Source organism: Bacillus cereus (genome assembly GCF_015071065.1).
Lineage (GTDB): Bacteria > Bacillota > Bacilli > Bacillales > Bacillaceae_G > Bacillus_A > Bacillus_A cereus_BA.
Genome location: NZ_VOVA01000001.1, coordinates 687,808 through 706,967 on the forward strand (window position 1 = coordinate 687,808; position 19,160 = coordinate 706,967).

Genomic DNA, 19,160 nt, shown 5'->3' on the forward strand with positions numbered 1-19,160 from the left:
TCTCTTGTCAGTCTATCTCCATGATAATGAATTTATAGTAGTTGTTGCAAGTCCATAACAACACTTCAATTCTCTATTACTAATCGTATTTTAGAAAGTATAGAAAAACAAGCCTTTTGCAAAAAGCAAAAGGCTTGTTTTTCTATACTTTACCCCGCATTAACGGGCAGTAAGACTCCCACCTCAAAATTCGGCTAGAACAAAGAAGCTAGGTGGGAGACCAACTGCCCGTAAACGCCCGATTGGTTCAACTAATAATCAGTGGGGGATGCCCCCCACTGATTAAAGTTTCACTTTATTTTTTCTTCGATAACCAATCAGCTACTTTAGCCGCTTGGTCAGCTGGAACTATATTTGGTGGCATATTTCCTTTTCCTTTTGAAAGAACTTCTTTAATTTCATCTTTCGAAAGTTTCCCACCAATTTTTTGTAAATTAGGTCCTACCGCCCCTTGTAACTGATCACCATGACAGCTCGTACAGCTTTGCTTTACAATATCCTCTGGCTTTGATGCTGTTTGTGCTGGTTTCCCGCCATTTTTTGCATCAGCTAACTCTTTAGATTTATTTAGCCCCTGAAATGAAAATACAAACATAACGATAATACCTAATGCTGCAATAAGAGCGAACGGAATCAACGGATTACGTTTCATATCTCTTCTCCCCCCTCTATACCGCTAAATAGTTAGATGATTCAGTCATTTATATTGTACTTGAAAACGTTCTATCAGAAAAGAGCAAACTACTGATCGTTAAAAATATTCCGTAAATTCATTTTATTGATTTTCACTATTATATCGCATATTATTTCGATAATTACTAACGTTTCTCATCATATTTTTTACTTTTCTACATATTATTTTGTATAGAATAAACAAAATTAATCGAAAAATCGAAAAATGAGCATTTGCAAATCAAAAGACAATTCTGTAAAATAAATTACAAGAAATTGTAATCGTTGCCGACAGATAAATTTTAACAAAAATTAACAAAAGAAAAAAGTTTACTTCACAATCGTGAAGTAAACTTAAAATAACCTATTCTAAGAAATCCTTAAGACGTTTACTACGGCTCGGATGTCTTAATTTGCGAAGTGCTTTCGCTTCAATTTGACGAATACGTTCTCTCGTTACGCCGAATACTTTCCCAACTTCTTCAAGCGTACGAGTTCGTCCATCATCTAAACCAAAACGAAGACGCAGAACATTTTCTTCACGATCTGTTAGTGTATCTAACACATCTTCTAATTGTTCTTTTAGCAATTCATACGCTGCATGGTCCGCAGGCGATGTTGCTTCTTGGTCTTCAATAAAGTCACCTAAATGGGAGTCGTCTTCTTCACCAATTGGTGTTTCAAGAGAAACTGGCTCCTGTGCAATCTTTAAGATTTCGCGTACTTTTTCTGGCGCAAGATCCATTTCTTCACCAATCTCTTCAGGAGATGGTTCGCGTCCTAAATCTTGTAATAATTGACGTTGTACACGGATTAACTTATTAATTGTTTCAACCATATGAACTGGAATACGAATTGTTCGCGCTTGGTCTGCAATCGCACGTGTAATAGCTTGGCGAATCCACCAAGTTGCATACGTACTAAATTTAAAACCTTTACGATAATCGAACTTTTCAACCGCTTTAATTAGACCCATATTCCCTTCTTGGATTAAGTCTAAGAAAAGCATACCGCGGCCCACGTAGCGCTTTGCAATACTTACTACAAGACGTAAGTTCGCTTCTGCAAGACGGCGTTTTGCTTCTTCATCGCCTTCTTCAATACGTGTCGCAAGTCGAATTTCTTCTTCAGCGGATAGTAAGTCAACGCGACCAATTTCTTTTAAGTACATACGAACAGGATCATTGATTTTCACACCTGGTGGCACACTTAAATCATTGAGGTCGAATTCTTCTTCCGTTTTTGTAATTTGGCGATTATTAGGACCTTCGTCGTTGTCGTTGTCACCAACTAAGTCAATTCCTTGCTCACCTAAATATTCATAATATTCATCCATCTGGTCGGATTCAATTTCAAATCCATTCATGCGTTCTGCAATCTCTTCATATGTAAGAACGCCACGTTTTTTTCCAAGCTCAGTGAGTTGTTCTTTCACTTGATCAAGGGTCATTTCAGTTTCAATTTGTTTAGAACGAGCTGGTTTATCAGCCATCTGTTCCCCTCCTTACGCGAGATACAAACATTCATTATACTAAAATTTTATCGAAAAAGCTATTTTCTTGCTTTTTGACTTTGTAAATATGCCACATAATATTTAGCAGCCTCTACAGGATCTGTTTTTTCCATTTGTTTTACTTTAAAGATAATTTCTATCTTTTCAAGTTTCTCTTTATGGCGTCTTAACGCCTCCAAATGACCTTGTAACGCTTCTTCTGTGTACTCTGGATTAATAAATTCATCCGTCGAAATATCAGTGATAATATTTTTCAACTTTTCATCAGAGAGCCAGCTTAAAAACGTTCCGACTGAAGGTTCATTTCCCTTTTCATAATATGCGTATAGTTCATATAAAATCCCTTTATGTTCTTCTGTATAAAAATCTTCTATATGAGGTTCCATACGTACTGTCACTTCTGCACTTTGCAACATATGGTAAATAATTTCTCTTTCTGCCCTTTCAAAACCTGTTAACTTCGGCTTCGTTTGAACAATTTGAGATGGCTTAGAAACCTGCTTTATTTGTTTTTGCTGTACCTTTTGTTCTTTGCGATATTGGTGTAATTGATTCAAAAGTGTTTCCATTGAATACGAAAATTCTTGCGATAATGATTTTAAATATGATTCCGCCTGCATCGCATCCTGTAGCAATGATAACTCTTTTAAAACACTTTTTACATATTCTTCTTTGCCAGACTCATCTTGCAAATTTTTCCCTAAACGCAAATAATTTATTTTGAAACCAACAAAACTTATACTTGATTTCACAAGATTTTCAAAAGCGGTTGTCCCATATTGTTGCACATATTCATCAGGGTCAAGCTTATCTGGCAAGGATGTAACTTTCACTTGGCAACCAACTTGCAATAGTAATTGCCCTGCTTTCATCGTCGCTTCTCGCCCTGCTTTATCACCATCATAGCAAAGAACAACAGTTTCAACGTTACGTCGCAGAAGTTTCGCTTGTTCTTCAGTTAAGGCTGTTCCCATTGTCGCAACAGCTTCTTCCACACCACTTTTCACCGCGGCTAGTACATCGGCATAACCTTCAAAAAGGACAACCTGCCCACGTTTTCTAATAAACGGCCTTGCTTGGTGGAAATTATACAACAGCTTACTTTTGTAAAAAATCGGTGTTTCAGGACTATTTAAATATTTCGGAGTGTCATCTCCTAACGCCCTTCCACTAAACGCTATCACCTTACCTTGTAAAGTATAAATCGGAAACATAACTCTTCCGCGGAAGCGGTCATAATGACTGCCATCCTTCTCACTTCTTACAAGAAGGCCAGCCTGTTCCATACTAGATAGCGACAAACCTCTTTTTTGTAAAATTTTCGTTGCTGCATCCCAAGCTTGTGATGCATAACCAATTTCAAATTTCTCAATCATCTCTTTTGTAATACCACGTTTTAATAAATATGAAAGTGCTTCATTTCCTTCTTCTGTATTTACTAATAAATGATGATAATACTTTTTCAAAAGTTCATGAGCCTGTTGCATGATGACAGTGTCATCAGATATGTCTTCTTGTTGTTGTTGTCCTTGCCCTGATGTATATTCTGCAACTGCAATTCCATTTCTTTCGCCAAGCTTTTGAACAGCCTCGGTGAAAGCAAGTCCTTCCATTTTCATAAGAAAAGAAAAGACATTTCCACCTTCTCCACATCCGAAGCAATGAAAAATTTGCTTATCAGATGAAACAGAGAATGAAGGAGAATTCTCACCATGAAATGGACAAAGGCCGAAATAATTACGTCCCTGCTTTCGAAGTTGAACATACTCACCAATCACTTCTACAATATCAGATGATGTCCGAATCTGTTCAACAACTTCTTCTGGAATTCTGTTCCCCATAACTCCATCTCCGTGTCGTATTTTGTATTCGATATAAATTAAAAGATTCCTTTATAATTCGACAATTTTTTTCTAAATTTGTTAGAAAGTACTGTCGATCACATTGTGTAAACGATTTTGGACCTTTCGTATAAGTCCCCAGTCTGCGTAAATCCGCAGATACATACTACTATATAAAATTGTATCCATTTGCTCATCTGTTACAAATGTATCTCTTGGAGACAATACATATGCTCCTTTTTCACAAGAAGGCTAGCAAGCACCATATCCGGTATGGTCATGAGATCTGTAGCTTTTGCATGTTAATAAATATAACAGTCAACTTCATCTTGCTCAGAATCTACATAGACCCAGTTACCTTGCTGTTTTCTTGAACGATGGGCATAGGATGCGACAAACAAAATTTCGACATAAAATTTTGTTCCAACTTGCACAATTGCATTCTTCACGGGATACGCATCTGCATCAACTAATATCTTATCTGATGTTTTGCATATTTCTGTATTCTACATCCCTTCTGTGAATCCTTCCATAATGTGCGTTTTCTTGTCTAGATTTTGTCGATTTAACGTAAATACATGTCTTTTTCGAAAATCCTATCCCTAGTTTATTCTGAAAAATTAAAGTCTAAACGTAAAATATAGGTTTTTATCACAATTTTTTATTATAATATATTTTCTTCAACTACGCTACATATCCCTTTAATTTTCATCTTACATTTAAATATAACGAAATCGTTCCTTTAGCATAATTAAAAAACAGAAGAATATAAGTATAACCATTCCGCTATATTCTATTACTAAGCCGAAAGTTCATGCTCTACTTCGCATCTTCCTCTACCGCCTTCTCACGAGCGAAAAAAGCACATTCACCTTTGGTAAATGTGCTAAAACATTTTTTGGTTTTGCACTGCATTCACAATAATATTTGCTGTTTCTTCAATCGCCTTATTTGATACATCAATCACTTGACAATTTATTTTACTAATTACTTCCTCAAAATGATCAATTTCTTCTTGAATACGATTAATATTTGCATATGTTGCTCCATCACTTAATCCAAGTGATTTCAATCGTTCTTTTCGAATATGATTTAACTTATCCGGTATAATTTTCAGACCGAAACATTTCTCTTTTGCCACTTGATATAATTCCTCAGGCGGATCCACTTCCGGTACAAGTGGTACATTGGCAACTTTCAAACGTTTGTTATGCGCTAAATATTGTGAAAGTGGTGTTTTTGATGTACGTGAAATTCCAATCAACACGATATCAGCTTTTAAAATACCACGTGCATCTCTACCATCATCATACTTAACTGCAAATTCAATCGCTTCAATTTTTTTAAAGTACTCCTCATCTAATCTTCGAACGACACCTGGCTCATACCTTGGTACTTGCCCTGTAATTCCTTCAATTTGATCGATAAGAGGTCCGATAATATCGTATGCCTCTACCCCTTCTTTTGCCGCTTCTGTCAATAAATATTGACGCATATCAGGCTTTACTAACGTAAAACAAATGAGCGCTTGATTGCTCTTGGCAATCGATATTACTTCTTTTAATGTCCCTGTATCTTCTACATACGGTACACGCCTAATATCAGGAGCGAATGGGAACTGTCCCATTGCCGCTCTAACAACCAAATCAGCCGTTTCTCCTACAGAGTCAGATACGACATATACGATTTTATTATCCATTACATTACCTCACTTTAAACAAATTACACTTATTCGTTATTTACTAAATTTACAAACGCACGTGTAATATTTGTTTTTGTAATTCGTCCAATCACTTCTAAACCTTGTTTCGTATCCTTCACAACCGGCATCGCATCAATCTGTCTTTCTATTAATTCCATCGCAATATCATATAAAGAATCCTCCCTGCGACACATCGCAATGTTTGGCATCCTTGTCATGATAATATTAACCGGAAGAGAGGTTAAATCCTGCTTTCCTAAGCTAGCTCGTAATAAATCTTTACGAGATACAACGCCAACTAATAAAGTAGCTTGATCTACAACAAATAATGTACCAACGTCCTCTAGAAACATAGTACAGATTGCATCGTATACTGATACATTTTTATCAATTACAGCCGGTCTAGATTGATAATCTTGCACTTTAATTTTCTTAACAGCTTCAGATAATAGCTGTCCCCCGGTTTTACCCGTATAAAAATAACCTACACGTGGACGCGCTTCTAAATAACCAGCCATCGTTAAAATTGCTAAGTCTGGTCTTAGCGTTGCACGTGTTAAACCCAATTGCCCAGCAATTGACTCCCCTGTAATAGGACCGTGATCTTTTACAATCTGAATGATATGCTCTTGCCGTTTATTCAGCTCTATGATAATCACCACCTTTAATGCACAACGAAAAAAGTTATACTATCTCTTAAATATTATATACTAAATATGCTATTCGAAAAAGAAAGTATGTAAAAAGGACCGTATACGGCCCTTTTTATATTTGAAACTTATCAAGTTGTTCCAAGAAACGCCTTGTTTTCAAATAAATCCCACAATATTCATCATAATATGTATTCAATACTGTGCGCATTTGTTTTTTTGTACTATCCTTCACCGATACATTACCGAGCCGGTGTAAATCAAAGTGAAAAAAGAGACGTAATAATTTATGCACAGCCTCTCCCACCGGAATACGATACGGATCTTGCTCCGCATGACGCGAGCACAGAAAACCGCCTTCCCGGACAGAGAAGGCGACAAAATCTGTTTCTTGATGACAAATAGCACATGTATCAAAGTATGGGTGCATCCCTAATACCGGAAGCATTTTCGTTTGATAAATTAATGATAATGCTTCTGGGTCAACACCCTCACACATATAATGCAACGTTTGATATAACATTTCAAATAAATACGGATTATGCTTCTTATCTTCTGTTGCTTTATCAGTTAATTCGATAATAAATGATGCATAAGCAGTTAAAAATATATCCTCACGAATTTCTTTCATAGATGAAATAATCTCGCCTTGTTGCAAAGTTCCAAGTCCAGATCCAATTTGAATAAGAAAATGACCATGTGTCATAAGTTGCGAAATAGCTGCTAACCGACTCTTCGGCTTTTTCGCCCCTCTTGCCATTGCACTTACCTTACCAAATTCCCGTGAGTATATTGTAACAATCTTATTTGTTTCTCCGTAATCTGTCGTACGAAGAACAATGCCCTCAACTTTTTGAAACATGTTCGTCACCATCCAAGGTTTGAACAAAACGGGTCAAGAAATTGGAGAATCTAGATGCGCTAACTCCTCTTCATGTTGATCCATCTCATCGTTTACGTCTTTTTCCATTTCTTTCAAAAGCAAATACGTTTCAATGCTTCCTGTTTTGGAGAAAAACTTCCAGGTAAAATCTAGCATAAGAATCCACCTTTCTCAATAAGCGTAGCCTATAAACCAATTTCTTTTGTTGTTATTAAATTGACCCATTTTGTTCATTTTCATGTGAGAAAAATTTTTCCTAATTTATCAAGGTTCATAAAAACCAATGATCAGTGGATAAACACAACATCCACTGATCACAACTTTACTTCATATTAATACTCATCTTCACGGAAACCAAGGTCACGAAGCTGTGACATCTTATTACGCCAATCTTTTTGCACTTTCACCCATACTTCTAAAAATACTTTAGAACCAAGAAGTGCTTCAATGTCAAAGCGAGCTCGCTTACCGACTTCTTTTAACATCTTCCCTTGCTTACCTATAATAATTCCTTTTTGTGATGCACGTTCAACAACGATCGTTGCGTTTATATAAACCGCTCCGCCCTCACGCTTTTGAATTGCATCAATAACAACCGCTACAGAATGCGGTACTTCTTCTCGTGTTAAATGTAATACTTTTTCACGAATAAGCTCTGAAATAATAAATCGCTCTGGATGATCCGTTACTTGATTATCCGGGTAATATTGCGGTCCTTCTGGTAAATATTTTTTTATCGCTCCGATTAACGCTTCAACGTTATTACCGTCCAATGCAGAAATTGGCACAATCTCCGCGAACTCATATAATTTACGATATCGATCAATCAACTCCAGCAATTGCTCTGGATGAACTTGGTCAATTTTATTAATTACCAAAAATACCGGTTGTTTCGTTTCTTGTAATTTCTCAATAATAAATTCCTCACCACGACCATATCCTTCAGTTGCATTGACCATAAACAAAACAATATCAACTTCTTTTAATGTCGTTTGAGCCATCTTCACCATGAAATCGCCTAGTTTATGTTTAGGTTTATGTATTCCCGGTGTATCAATGAAAACTACTTGTGAGTCATTTTCTGTATATACACCTTGAATTTTATTACGAGTTGTTTGTGGCTTATCGCTCATAATGGCAATTTTTTGGCCAATAATACGATTTAAAAATGTAGATTTCCCAACATTCGGTCTGCCAATAATCGAGACAAAACCTGATTTATAACCTTTTCTATTCATGTAAATCCTCCGCTAAAAATGCTCCTGGTAACAATTCTCCGACTGTTGTCTCTTGAACATCACCATGTAAGTTTGATAGGTATACTTTCGTATCCTGTTTACATAATTCTACCATAACTTGTCGACATGCTCCACAAGGAGGTACTGGACGCTTTGTATCCGCTACGACTGCAATAGCTGCAAACTCGTTATCTCCTTCAGAAATCGCCTTAAATAACGCTGTTCTTTCTGCACAGTTACATAAACCATATGATGCATTTTCAACATTACATCCACGATATATTTTTCCATCCTGAGTTAGTAAAGCTGCACCTACTTGAAATTTAGAATATGGTACGTACGCTCGTTTACGCGCTTCGGTTGCTTCTTGAATTAATTGTTTACTATTCATATTCCCGCATCCTTTCCGTTCACAGATGTGAATAGATACACTCTTTCATTAAAGGCCTTCACGGCGCTCCCAAAGCTTAATAAAAGCTTCGGAATGCAACTATACCATATACGGTAAAAAGATAATAGCACCAATTACAGCAGCTATAATTGCAAACAATAAAACTGCCCCCGCTGCAACATCCTTTGCAATTTTTGCAAACGGATGAATATCGGCGGTGGCTAAGTCTACTGTTTTTTCAATAGCCGTATTCACCATCTCTAAACTCATTATAATCCCTATCACAATAAGTAATACAATCCATTCCGTTGTTGTAATATGGAAATAAAAGCCGCAGCATATAACAATGACTGCGGCTAAATAATGAATTTTCATATTTCGTTCATGACGAAGACAAAAGTATATACCAGCTATAGCATATCCAAAACTATCTAAAAGTTTTCCTTTTTTCATCGTCCTAATCCAAAGGCCTCTAAAATTTCTTTTTGTCTTCCAAACATTTCTTTTTCATCTTCTTCTGTCATATGATCATAACCAAGCAAATGCAAAAAGCCATGTAGTGCTAAAAACCCAAGTTCTCGATCAAAAGAATGTCCATATTCTTCAGCTTGTTCTTTTGCTCTTGGAATAGAAATAATAAGATCTCCTAACATACGCGGCATCTCCGCACCGACAATTTCCATTTCGCCTTCTCCCATTTCTTCCATAGCGAAAGAAATAACGTCCGTAGGCTGATCCTTATCTCGGTAATCACGGTTTATTTCACGAATACGTTCATTATCTACAAACGTAACCGATAATTCTGCTCCTTCTTCTATGTTTTCCATTTGAGCTGCTTTCTCTACCAGCCCTCGAATCAAGCTTATATACTCGTCTTTCACTTCTTCTGTTTCATCAATAAAATCAATTAATAAACTCATTCTTTCTCCTTTTCTTCCGGCGGTTCCGGATATGTAATACGGGAATGGAAAATACCATTTAACGTTTCACATAACGTTTTTCCAACGATTTGTAGTTCCTTAAATGTCAAATCACATTCACTAAATTGACCATCTTGCAAACGATCTCTAATGATACTTTGCACTAAATTATTGATTTGATCTGGCGTTGGATGATTCATTGAACGTACCGCCGCTTCTACACTATCAGCAATACCAACGATTGCCGACTCTTTAGAAGTTGCTTTTGATCCTGGATAGCGGAACATTTCCTCAGTATATTTCTCTTTATCTTCTTTAATCGCCTTATAGTAAAAATATTTAAGTAACGTTGTACCATGATGTTGTCCAGCGATATCGATAATTTCTTGAGGTATATGGTGTTCTTCTAGCATTCTCACCCCATCGGTTACATGAGCAATTATAATACCTTTACTCGTTACAGGGTCTAATCTATCATGCGGGTTTTCAATCCCCATCTGGTTTTCAATAAAAAACTGCGGTTGTACTGTTTTCCCTACATCATGATAATACGCCCCTACACGCGCTAATACTCCGTTTGCTCCAACTGCTTCACATGCAGCTTCTGAAAGATTAGCTACCATTACACTATGGTGATATGTACCTGGTGCTTCTAATAAAATTTTGCGCAAGAGCGGGTGATTCGGACTTGAAAGTTCCATCAACTTCATACTCGATACAATCCCAAGGCCACTTTCTAAATACGGTAAAATCCCCATAGCTAGAACAGAAGAGATAATACCCGAAACAGCAGCCATTAATAATTGCACCCCAATTTCAAGAGGCGAAAAATTCCCGTTACGTAATAATAGCAAAGCCGCTAATACGACTACATTTAATACAGAAACAAGTATACCAGCTTGTAAAATCATCGTACGACGATTTTTTTCTCTCAAGAAAATACTAACTGATAATGAACTTAATAAAACATAAATCCCCACACTATAATTCAGTGTACTCGTTACACCTTCATTAAACATAATACTTCCGCATACAGAAAAGATCATACTCGTTAAAAATACAAATCGATCACCAATCATTAATTTTACAAGTATTGTTCCCATGGCAACTGGAACAACATACGCAATTCCTGCATATTCAAGCTTTTGAAACAAACTAATGATTTTCATTAAAACAATCGTGATAGACAAAATTGTAATATACGCTAAGACATACGGCCTATCTTCTCTTTTCCGCTGTAAAAACACTTCAAACTGCTTATGCATAAAGTACAATAACACACAAATGAGTACCGCTAGACCAACATAAGGTTGGAAGGTATTGCCCTTCTCTAACAATCCTGCTAACTTCAACTGCTCATATGCTTCTCGTGAAATCGTATCGCCTTCTTTCACAAGAACTTGCCCTTGAAGGATAAAAACTGATGCAACTGAATCTTCCGCTATTTTTTTACTATCTTTCGTCGCAGCTGAATCATAAAAATAGTTCGCTGTAACCGCATACTTCCCTAGTGTATTCACCGCATCTTTTAAATCACTACTTATACTTACGCTACTCATTTCAGTAACGAATTGTTCTCTTGCAGCTTCTTCTTGATCCATCTTGATGTGTTCCCTCATAATTTTATTAACTGCTGTTACAGCCGCATCCTTTGCCAATGACAATTGACTTGAATCAGCATTAATAAATTTCAACAAAATCGAATCTGTTAAGCTTTTTGCTAAATCTGTTGGTAATTTCTTCTTTAACTTGTCCAATTTGTCCACATCAGAAATTTTTTTATACTCGTCTGGGCCAGTCGATTTAGCCTCTGCCTCTACTTCACTTACCGCATCAAAGACGGAAGTTACAATATCCACTTTATTTTGCTTATATTCGCTTTTATATGTATATTTATCCTCAACCTTTTGAGCGGCTTCGTTTTTCTTTTTCGCCGTTGCGGCTTTATCTTCAATTTTAATAGGAGAGTGAATTGTTTTTTTAGCAATATCGAGCTCTTTAACATCTAATTGCTCTGGTTTCACATTATTCATAAGTGCAAAAAACAGTACTGCTCCTAATAAAACGTAAGAAATCCAACTTAGTTTTTTCGAATGTTGTAAATTACGAAACCACTTAGAAATTTCTTGAGATCTTGACATGATTTCAATACCTTCTCCTCTCCAGAAATAAAGTGAAACTATTTATAGCTTTCATTTCTTCCAGCCAACGATGCTTTTTAGGACCATATTTTTATAGACCATCACCTATAGTTTATTTCCCTCATCTTTAATGATAGTAAAAAATATGTCATTCGCCAACCTTATCATACAAAAAGAAATGATCCTGACAAATAGGATCATTCCATTTTATCATATGCCTCAATAATACGTTGCACTAACGGGTGTCTCACAACGTCCGTTTGTTCCAATGTAATGAACGAAAGACCTGATACACCAGATAAAATATTAGCAGCAATAGAAAGACCTGACTTTACCCCTTTTGGCAAGTCTACCTGTGAGGGATCCCCCGTAATAACCATTTTAGAACTAAAACCTAATCGTGTTAAAAACATTTTTATTTGAACACCAGTTGTATTTTGCGCCTCATCTAATATAACAAATGAATCATCAAGAGTACGCCCTCTCATATAAGCAAGAGGTGCAATTTCAATTACACCACGTTCCATCATACGTTGTGTATATTCTTGTCCAAGAATATCATGTAACGCATCATATAGTGGACGTAAATACGGATCTACTTTTTCTTTCAAATCACCTGGTAAAAACCCTAAGCTCTCTCCAGCTTCTACAGCAGGTCTTGTTAAAATAATTTTCTTTACATACCCTTGCTTTAAAGCTCTCACAGCCATTACTACGGCTAAGTATGTTTTTCCTGTCCCAGCAGGTCCTATCCCAAATACAATATCATTCTTTTTCATTGCATGAATATATCGTCTTTGCCCCATCGTTTTCACACGAATGGATTTACCTTTTGCCGTTTTAAAAATTTCCTCTTCATATAACTCTTCGAATTGAGCAATTTTCCCTTGTTGCCCAAGCTGAATCGCATACGCAACATCTCTTTCCGAAATTGATACACCTTTACGGATAACAACAAGTAACTGTTGTAAGATTTTTTCTACGAGCACCACAGTTTCATCTGCCCCAGATACACGAACAGATTCTCCTCTAGTCACAATCGATACACTAAGTTCTCGTTCAATTACTTTTAAATGAGCATCATTTACCCCAAAAAGAGCGATTGCTTCGTTGGGATTTTCCAATTGTTGGTTCATTTCTACTAATTGTTCTGCCATCACTCAGTCTCCTTGAATATCGGATTCAGATATTGGTTGTGGCTCTGCAATATTTTCAATCACTGTATAATGTAATGTGACCTTTAGGTGATCCGCCTCAACCTCTTTACTCAAAATGTTATCACTTACAATCATAGCATGTTCATCCAATTTTTTCTTCAGTTCTTTTTCTGCCATCTCTTTCGCTACTTTCATTGCTTGTTTTTCGGTATATTCTCGGTTCGCTTCTTCCTCTTCTCGTACAATATCTTTCTCGTATGCAATTGGTAATGTAAATCCAAATAATTTCACATCATGTTTTGCACTTTCAGTACGAGAGCGCTTATACTTATCCTGTTGAAATCCCCATACTTTTATTTTAGCACTCCCAAATTTAAGGAAATATTCATTGTATGAATTACCAGTATACACTTGAAATTGTGTCTTTAACGGAACATCCACCTCAGATTTGTACCACGTTTCCCCATATACAATCCCTTTAGCCGAAACAACTGTCGGATTCTCCTCATTACCATACATCCCCGATACGAGAAGTTGCCCCTTTTCTACATGGTCATTTTTCATGACAACGGGCTTCCCAACTTCCACAAATGTTTTTGTAATAATCCCTTCTTTTTTTGCTACTAAGTTTTGTGGCTGTTGTTCACTTTCTTTTTTCGGTTCATTTTTTTCAACAATCTTAAAATGATATGTTGTCCCTCTTATTTCTAATCCCGCCCAAGTAATCGCATTAATATTGTCTGTCAAATGACGTTGAACATCTTCTACACTCGGCATTTGGAACTGTAATTTCCCTTTTTTTATACCCATTTTGTCCAATTCTTTCATCAATATATATTCTGTTTCAGGTTTTGCTCCTGTAATTTCAATTTTCCACACCATATTTGACAATGCGATCATTCCGAAAAAAAATATTAAAAACCCAATTAAAAATCCACTATTTTTAATTACACGCTTATTCCAAAACGGAAAACCGTAACGCCCAATAAAATATAATTTACATTCATTTTTTCTATAAATTGGTTTTATCTTTTTCACATCTCGTAATAACATACAAAAAACTAACGTTTCATCAGCTATCTTCTTTACATCCCAAACGAGTAATTCCCTCCGCACACACTCGTTAACAAAGCGTTCCGCTCCTCTACCTTCAATTCGCACCTTTACATACCCAAGCCATTTTATAAACCATTTATTTTTCATCGACTATCTCCACTACCTTTCTAAAAGTAGCTACACTACTTTTCAATTCGATTATCAAACTAGCTCGTACTAAAATTTTAATTAGCAGATTCCTTGATCCTCACTAATTATTAACCTTCACCAGCCAGTTTTTTTACGTGGAACTCACTTCCCACCTATCCTCTTTGTACGAACCGAATATTGAGGCCAGAACGTTACCACCCGTTAATACAGATAACGAAGAAAAACTTCACAAACGGAAGTTTCTCCTCACTCCTCTTTCTTTTCATTTTCTAAAAACGTCACTTGTTCAATAATCCCTTCAAGCAACAGTTCTTCTGGAAGGATTGTTTTAATAACAAAGGATTGACCTTTAATTAATAATTGACCATGTTTCAATAGCAATCTTACCTCTTTATCTGAAAACACTAATAATCCTCGATGATTTTCTATATAGATATGTACTTGCCCAACAAGCGTGATCCGAGGTAGATCCATTAACACATCCACTGGCAGGTCTATTTGCTTCGTTAACCAATTCTTCATTTGTTCTAATTTTTTCATCTCAAAAGACCCCCTCTCATCCCATATGTATGAAAAAAGAGCTTGTAATATCACGTCCAAACTGAAAAAAGCATAAAAAAACGTCTCATACGAAATGAGACGCTTTTTTATGCTAATAGCTGGATAACCAGCTTATTCACAAGTGATCCGTCTGTTTTACCTTTTACTTTCGGCATAACAGCAGTCATCACTTTACCCATATCTGCTTTAGATGTAGCACCAACTTCAGAAATAACTTGCTTAATTATATCCGCTAGTTCTTCTTCTGTTAATTGCTCCGGCAAATATGCGCTTAAAATCTGAATTTCACTTTGCAGTTTATCAACAAGGTCTTCACGACCAGCTTTTTTAAATTCAAGGAGGGAGTCCTTATACTGTTTTACTTCACGAGCTAAAACTGTTAATTCCTCTTCTTCAGTAAGAGTATGTTGCAGTTTAATACCTTCATTTTGTAAAGCAGCCTTAACCATACGAATAACGGTTAATTTTTCTTTTTGTTTATTCTTCATCGCTTGTTTCATATCATCGTTTAAACGACCGAGAAGACTCATAACTTACACCCTCTCTTAGAACTTACGCTTTCTTGCCGCTTCAGATTTCTTCTTACGTTTTACACTTGGCTTTTCATAAAACTCGCGCTTTCTTGCTTCAGCAAGTGTACCAGTTTTAGAAACCGATCTTTTAAAACGGCGAAGTGCATCCTCCAAAGACTCGTTTTTACGAACGACTGTTTTTGACATTCTCTTTCCCTCCCTCCGAAACATCACACTTACATACTAACTTCAGCATGCAAAAAGAAACACTTCTTCAGCATGTCTTTTACGATTATAATACATTTTATCACTTCAGGTCAACTATTTGGCAGAATAAAAGAAGAATTGATGCTCTTCCTTTTTCAAAACTATGTTGATAGCCGTTATCTCTTCCCCTAAAAATAAATATATTTTTATCACTGGATCTTTTTTATACAAGGATACGCTCAAAAATCACTCATTTAACGAACAACCCACTGCATCTTCTTTCAATACCTAACTTCTCCATGAACGAAAAAAGCATGCAAACCCTTGTCGTTTGCATGCTTTTTATTATGCGCTTGCTGATTCTTTTTTCACATCATCTTCAAGAACACGAACAAACTGCGCTTCGTTATATGGATAACCAGCTTTTGTAATTTTCACTTTTACTAGCTTACCAATCAATTCTTCAGATCCTTCAAACACAATTTTCAAGTAGTTATCTGTATAACCTACATATAAACCTTCACGGTCACCATCTTTAAATGTCTCTTCCGGAATGATTTCAAGTACTTCACCTTCAAATCCAGAAGCATACTCTTTCGCTAATTGATTAGATAGCTCAATTAGACGATGAACACGATCGTTCTTCACGTCTTCAGGAACTTGATCTTCCATACGTGCTGCTGGGGTACCTGTACGTTTTGAATAAGGGAAAACGTGTAATTCAGAGAAACGATTCTCTTTAATGAAATTGTACGTTTCCATGAATTCTTCTTCTGTTTCACCTGGGAATCCAACAATTACGTCTGATGTAATCGCAAGACCTGGTAACGCTTCTTTCAGACGATCTAAACGCTCTTGGAAAAATTCCATCGTATACTTACGGCGCATACGTTTCAATACAGTATTAGATCCTGACTGCAATGGAATATGCAAGTGACGTACAACTACTTCTGATTTATCTAACACTTCAATTACTTCATCAGAAATTTGACTCGCCTCAATAGAAGAAATACGAAGACGTTTCAATCCGCCTACTTCCGCTTCCATATCGCGCAGTAATCCAGCTAAGTTATACTCTTTTATATCTTCACCGTACCCACCTGTATGAATACCTGTTAATACGATTTCTTTATATCCCGCATCTACTAATTGCTGCGCTTGTTTAATAACTTCTTTTCCATCACGAGAACGCATTAAACCACGCGCCCAAGGAATGATGCAAAATGTACAGAAGTTATTGCAACCTTCTTGTATTTTTAAAGATGCACGTGTACGGTCCGTGAAATATGGTACATCCAGCTCTTCATATACGCGTGTTTTCATAATATTGCGGACAGCATTAATTGGTTGACGCTCTGTACGGAATTCTTCGATGTATCCTAACATCTTCTCACGATCTTGCGTACCAACAACAATATCTACACCTGGAATTGCCATAATTTCTGCTGGAGATGTTTGTGCATAACATCCAGTTACACAAATTACCGCATCTGGATTTTGACGTACAGCACGTCTAATTACTTGACGGCTTTTTTTATCTCCAGTATTTGTTACTGTACATGTGTTAATAACATATACATCAGATTTCTTTTCATATTCAGTTCTTTCATAACCACCTTGTTTAAACAATTGCCAAATCGCTTCTGTTTCATAGTGGTTTACTTTACAACCCAACGTGTGGAACGCAACAGTTGCCATTGATTATCACCCCATCAACTCAAAATGATACGAAGCGGCACTTAACGCATAAAGCGGCGCCGTTTCTGTTCTTAAAATTCTTGGTCCTAAACTACATGGTACAAATTTATGTTCACGAAGTGCAGTAATCTCTTCCTCCGCTAAACCACCTTCTGGTCCAAATACAATTAACAGCTTTTGACCTGGTTTAATCGTCGCTAAAGCTTTCGCAAAATTAGATTTCTCACCTTGTTTCGCTTCTTCTTCATACGCAACAAGACAAACATCATACTCGCTACTCATCGACAGCAATTGTTTAAACGATGAGGGCACGTGTACTTCTGGAATTTCACTTCTATGCGATTGTTCCGCAGCTTCTTTTACAATTTTTTTCAAACGCTCAACTTTTTTATCTGCTTTTTTCGCATCCCACTTTACAATAGATCGAGATGCTTGAAATGGTAAAAATGCAGCCGCCCCAAGCTCAGTTCCTTTTTGAAAAATTAACTCTAGCTTGTCTCCTTTCGGCAGTCCACTTGCAATCGTCACGAACACAGGAAGTTCGCTTGACGCCTCTACCCATTCTACAATAGTGGTATCCACAAATTCACTGGTAATTTCAGCAATTGAACACTCTGCTGTTTTACCATTTACACAGCAATAAATGTGGTCACCAGCTGACATACGCATCACTCTTGCGATGTGATGGACATCATCACCCATTATGCGCATACTTGTCTCATTTACATATTTCTCTTCTACAAAATAACGTTGCATATAATCACCTTAGTAGAGTTTCGTTCTTTTCGTAAGTGTTGACTTACGAAAAGAACGAAACGTTATCATTTTCATATAACAAACGGCAAGTCCCTCACCTTATACGGTGAGAGACTCCCCCTGTTCTTTATAGACTAAAATCTATATTACGCATTTCGTGCAATAATTGCTACCCAATCTTCCATTCGAAGCACTTCTTCAATTGTAAATCCAGCTTTTTCTAACGCTTCAGAAATTACTTTTTCTTTCGCCCCAATAATACCAGATGTAATAAATAATCCACCTGGCTTCACAACTCTCGCCGCGTCTTCAGGGAATAGAAGAATAATTTCCGCTAGTAAATTCGCTACGATTAAATCAACTGGACCTTCAATACCTTCTAATAGACTATTCTGTCCAACATTGACAATGTCATCTGTTTTATTTAAGCGCACATTCATTTCTGCACTTTCAACTGCAACTGGGTCTAGATCATACGCTTGAACAGAAGCCGCACCTAATTTTGCTGCTGCAATACTAAGTACCCCCGAACCTGTCCCTACATCGATCACAGTATCACCTGGCTGAACCGTTTTTTCTAACGCACGAATACACATCGTCGTTGTTGGATGTGTCCCTGTACCAAACGCCATACCTGGATCTAATTCAATAATTTTTTCATCTGGAGAAGACGGTGTATACTCTTCCCACGTCGGCACAATTGTGAATGTATCAGAAATTTGAACTGGATGATAATACTTCTTCCAAGCAGTAGCCCAATCTTCCTCATCGACTTCATTAATTGTAATATTTCCTGTACCAATTTCGATGTCGAAAGATGGTAGTGCATCAATAGATGATTTTACACCTGCAACCGTTTCCTGTAAAGAATCCGTTTGTGGGAAATATGCTTTTACCAAAACGCCCTCACTTGGATATTCATCTGGGTTAAGTGCATAAATCTCACCGTATTGTTGCTCGCGCTCTTTCGTCAATTCCGCTGGGTCCTCAATCGCAACCCCGCTAGCGCCTGCTTCATGCAAAATATGAGAGACAGCTTCTACTGCTTCTTCTGTTGTATGAATACTAATTTCTGACCATTTCACAATTTACCAACTCCATTTTTTATTTCC

At 36.8% G+C, this 19,160-nt stretch carries 21 protein-coding genes; all 21 read right to left on the bottom strand.

Going from position 1 to position 19,160, the window contains the following annotated elements:
• Positions 1–295 precede the first annotated feature (295 nt).
• Entirely contained in the window at positions 296–652 is a 357-nt protein-coding gene (cccA, locus tag FT637_RS03620; protein ID WP_002111879.1) for a cytochrome c550, read from the bottom strand.
• Between the two features lie 384 nt (positions 653–1,036).
• Positions 1,037–2,164 (bottom strand): RNA polymerase sigma factor RpoD, encoded by a 1,128-nt coding sequence (gene rpoD, locus FT637_RS03625; RefSeq protein WP_193645155.1) that lies wholly within the window; start codon positions 2,162–2,164, stop codon positions 1,037–1,039.
• A gap of 59 nt (positions 2,165–2,223) precedes the next feature.
• A complete protein-coding gene (gene dnaG, locus FT637_RS03630; RefSeq protein WP_193645156.1) occupies positions 2,224–4,026 on the bottom strand; it encodes a DNA primase in 1,803 nt (600 codons plus the stop codon).
• 81 nt (positions 4,027–4,107) lie between these two features.
• Entirely contained in the window at positions 4,108–4,251 is a 144-nt protein-coding gene (locus FT637_RS29800; RefSeq protein WP_227493659.1) for a hypothetical protein, read from the bottom strand.
• 661 nt (positions 4,252–4,912) lie between these two features.
• Positions 4,913–5,725 carry a pyruvate, water dikinase regulatory protein gene (locus tag FT637_RS03640; RefSeq protein WP_070144890.1) on the bottom strand — a complete coding sequence of 271 codons (813 nt, stop codon included), beginning with the start codon at positions 5,723–5,725 and terminating at the stop codon, positions 4,913–4,915.
• 29 nt (positions 5,726–5,754) lie between these two features.
• Positions 5,755–6,387, bottom strand: coding sequence for a helix-turn-helix transcriptional regulator (locus FT637_RS03645; protein ID WP_002015181.1), 633 nt, complete (start codon positions 6,385–6,387; stop codon positions 5,755–5,757).
• A 106-nt stretch (positions 6,388–6,493) separates the two neighbouring features.
• Positions 6,494–7,240, bottom strand: coding sequence for a DNA repair protein RecO (recO, locus tag FT637_RS03650; protein WP_193645157.1), 747 nt, complete (start codon positions 7,238–7,240; stop codon positions 6,494–6,496).
• Between the two features lie 33 nt (positions 7,241–7,273).
• Positions 7,274–7,417 carry a YqzL family protein gene (locus FT637_RS03655; RefSeq protein ID WP_000883924.1) on the bottom strand — a complete coding sequence of 48 codons (144 nt, stop codon included), beginning with the start codon at positions 7,415–7,417 and terminating at the stop codon, positions 7,274–7,276.
• 176 nt (positions 7,418–7,593) lie between these two features.
• Positions 7,594–8,499, bottom strand: a complete 906-nt coding sequence (era, locus tag FT637_RS03660; protein ID WP_193645158.1) for a GTPase Era — start codon at positions 8,497–8,499, stop codon at positions 7,594–7,596.
• Positions 8,492–8,890, bottom strand: coding sequence for a cytidine deaminase (locus FT637_RS03665; RefSeq protein ID WP_193645159.1), 399 nt, complete (start codon positions 8,888–8,890; stop codon positions 8,492–8,494). Before FT637_RS03665 ends, era begins: the two co-directional genes overlap by 8 nt.
• A gap of 99 nt (positions 8,891–8,989) precedes the next feature.
• A complete protein-coding gene (locus FT637_RS03670; protein WP_193645160.1) occupies positions 8,990–9,343 on the bottom strand; it encodes a diacylglycerol kinase family protein in 354 nt (117 codons plus the stop codon).
• Entirely contained in the window at positions 9,340–9,810 is a 471-nt protein-coding gene (gene ybeY / locus FT637_RS03675) for an rRNA maturation RNase YbeY (protein ID WP_002088675.1), read from the bottom strand. The genes FT637_RS03670 and ybeY overlap by 4 nt, the downstream gene beginning before the upstream one ends.
• Entirely contained in the window at positions 9,807–11,951 is a 2,145-nt protein-coding gene (locus FT637_RS03680; RefSeq protein ID WP_193645161.1) for an HD family phosphohydrolase, read from the bottom strand. Before FT637_RS03680 ends, ybeY begins: the two co-directional genes overlap by 4 nt.
• Before the next feature lie 197 nt (positions 11,952–12,148).
• Positions 12,149–13,108: a PhoH family protein gene (locus tag FT637_RS03685; protein ID WP_002015189.1), complete on the bottom strand. Its 960-nt coding sequence runs from the start codon at positions 13,106–13,108 to the stop codon at positions 12,149–12,151.
• Positions 13,109–13,111: 3 nt separating this feature from the next.
• On the bottom strand, positions 13,112–14,311 hold the full coding sequence (gene yqfD / locus FT637_RS03690) for a sporulation protein YqfD (protein WP_193645162.1): 1,200 nt from the start codon (positions 14,309–14,311) through the stop codon (positions 13,112–13,114).
• A 249-nt stretch (positions 14,312–14,560) separates the two neighbouring features.
• The gene (yqfC, locus tag FT637_RS03695) at positions 14,561–14,854 is read right to left on the bottom strand and encodes a sporulation protein YqfC (protein WP_002088680.1); all 294 of its coding nucleotides are present in this window, start codon (positions 14,852–14,854) and stop codon (positions 14,561–14,563) included.
• A gap of 107 nt (positions 14,855–14,961) precedes the next feature.
• The gene (locus FT637_RS03700; protein ID WP_000054578.1) at positions 14,962–15,405 is read right to left on the bottom strand and encodes a GatB/YqeY domain-containing protein; all 444 of its coding nucleotides are present in this window, start codon (positions 15,403–15,405) and stop codon (positions 14,962–14,964) included.
• Positions 15,406–15,420: 15 nt separating this feature from the next.
• Complete coding sequence (gene rpsU, locus FT637_RS03705; RefSeq protein ID WP_000048061.1) at positions 15,421–15,594, bottom strand: 30S ribosomal protein S21; 174 nt, start codon at positions 15,592–15,594, stop codon at positions 15,421–15,423.
• A gap of 345 nt (positions 15,595–15,939) precedes the next feature.
• Positions 15,940–17,292, bottom strand: coding sequence for a tRNA (N(6)-L-threonylcarbamoyladenosine(37)-C(2))-methylthiotransferase MtaB (gene mtaB / locus FT637_RS03710; protein WP_193645163.1), 1,353 nt, complete (start codon positions 17,290–17,292; stop codon positions 15,940–15,942).
• 6 nt (positions 17,293–17,298) lie between these two features.
• The gene (locus FT637_RS03715) at positions 17,299–18,048 is read right to left on the bottom strand and encodes a 16S rRNA (uracil(1498)-N(3))-methyltransferase (RefSeq protein ID WP_193645164.1); all 750 of its coding nucleotides are present in this window, start codon (positions 18,046–18,048) and stop codon (positions 17,299–17,301) included.
• A gap of 146 nt (positions 18,049–18,194) precedes the next feature.
• The gene (gene prmA, locus FT637_RS03720; RefSeq protein ID WP_193645165.1) at positions 18,195–19,133 is read right to left on the bottom strand and encodes a 50S ribosomal protein L11 methyltransferase; all 939 of its coding nucleotides are present in this window, start codon (positions 19,131–19,133) and stop codon (positions 18,195–18,197) included.
• Between the last annotated feature and the right edge of the window lie 27 nt (positions 19,134–19,160).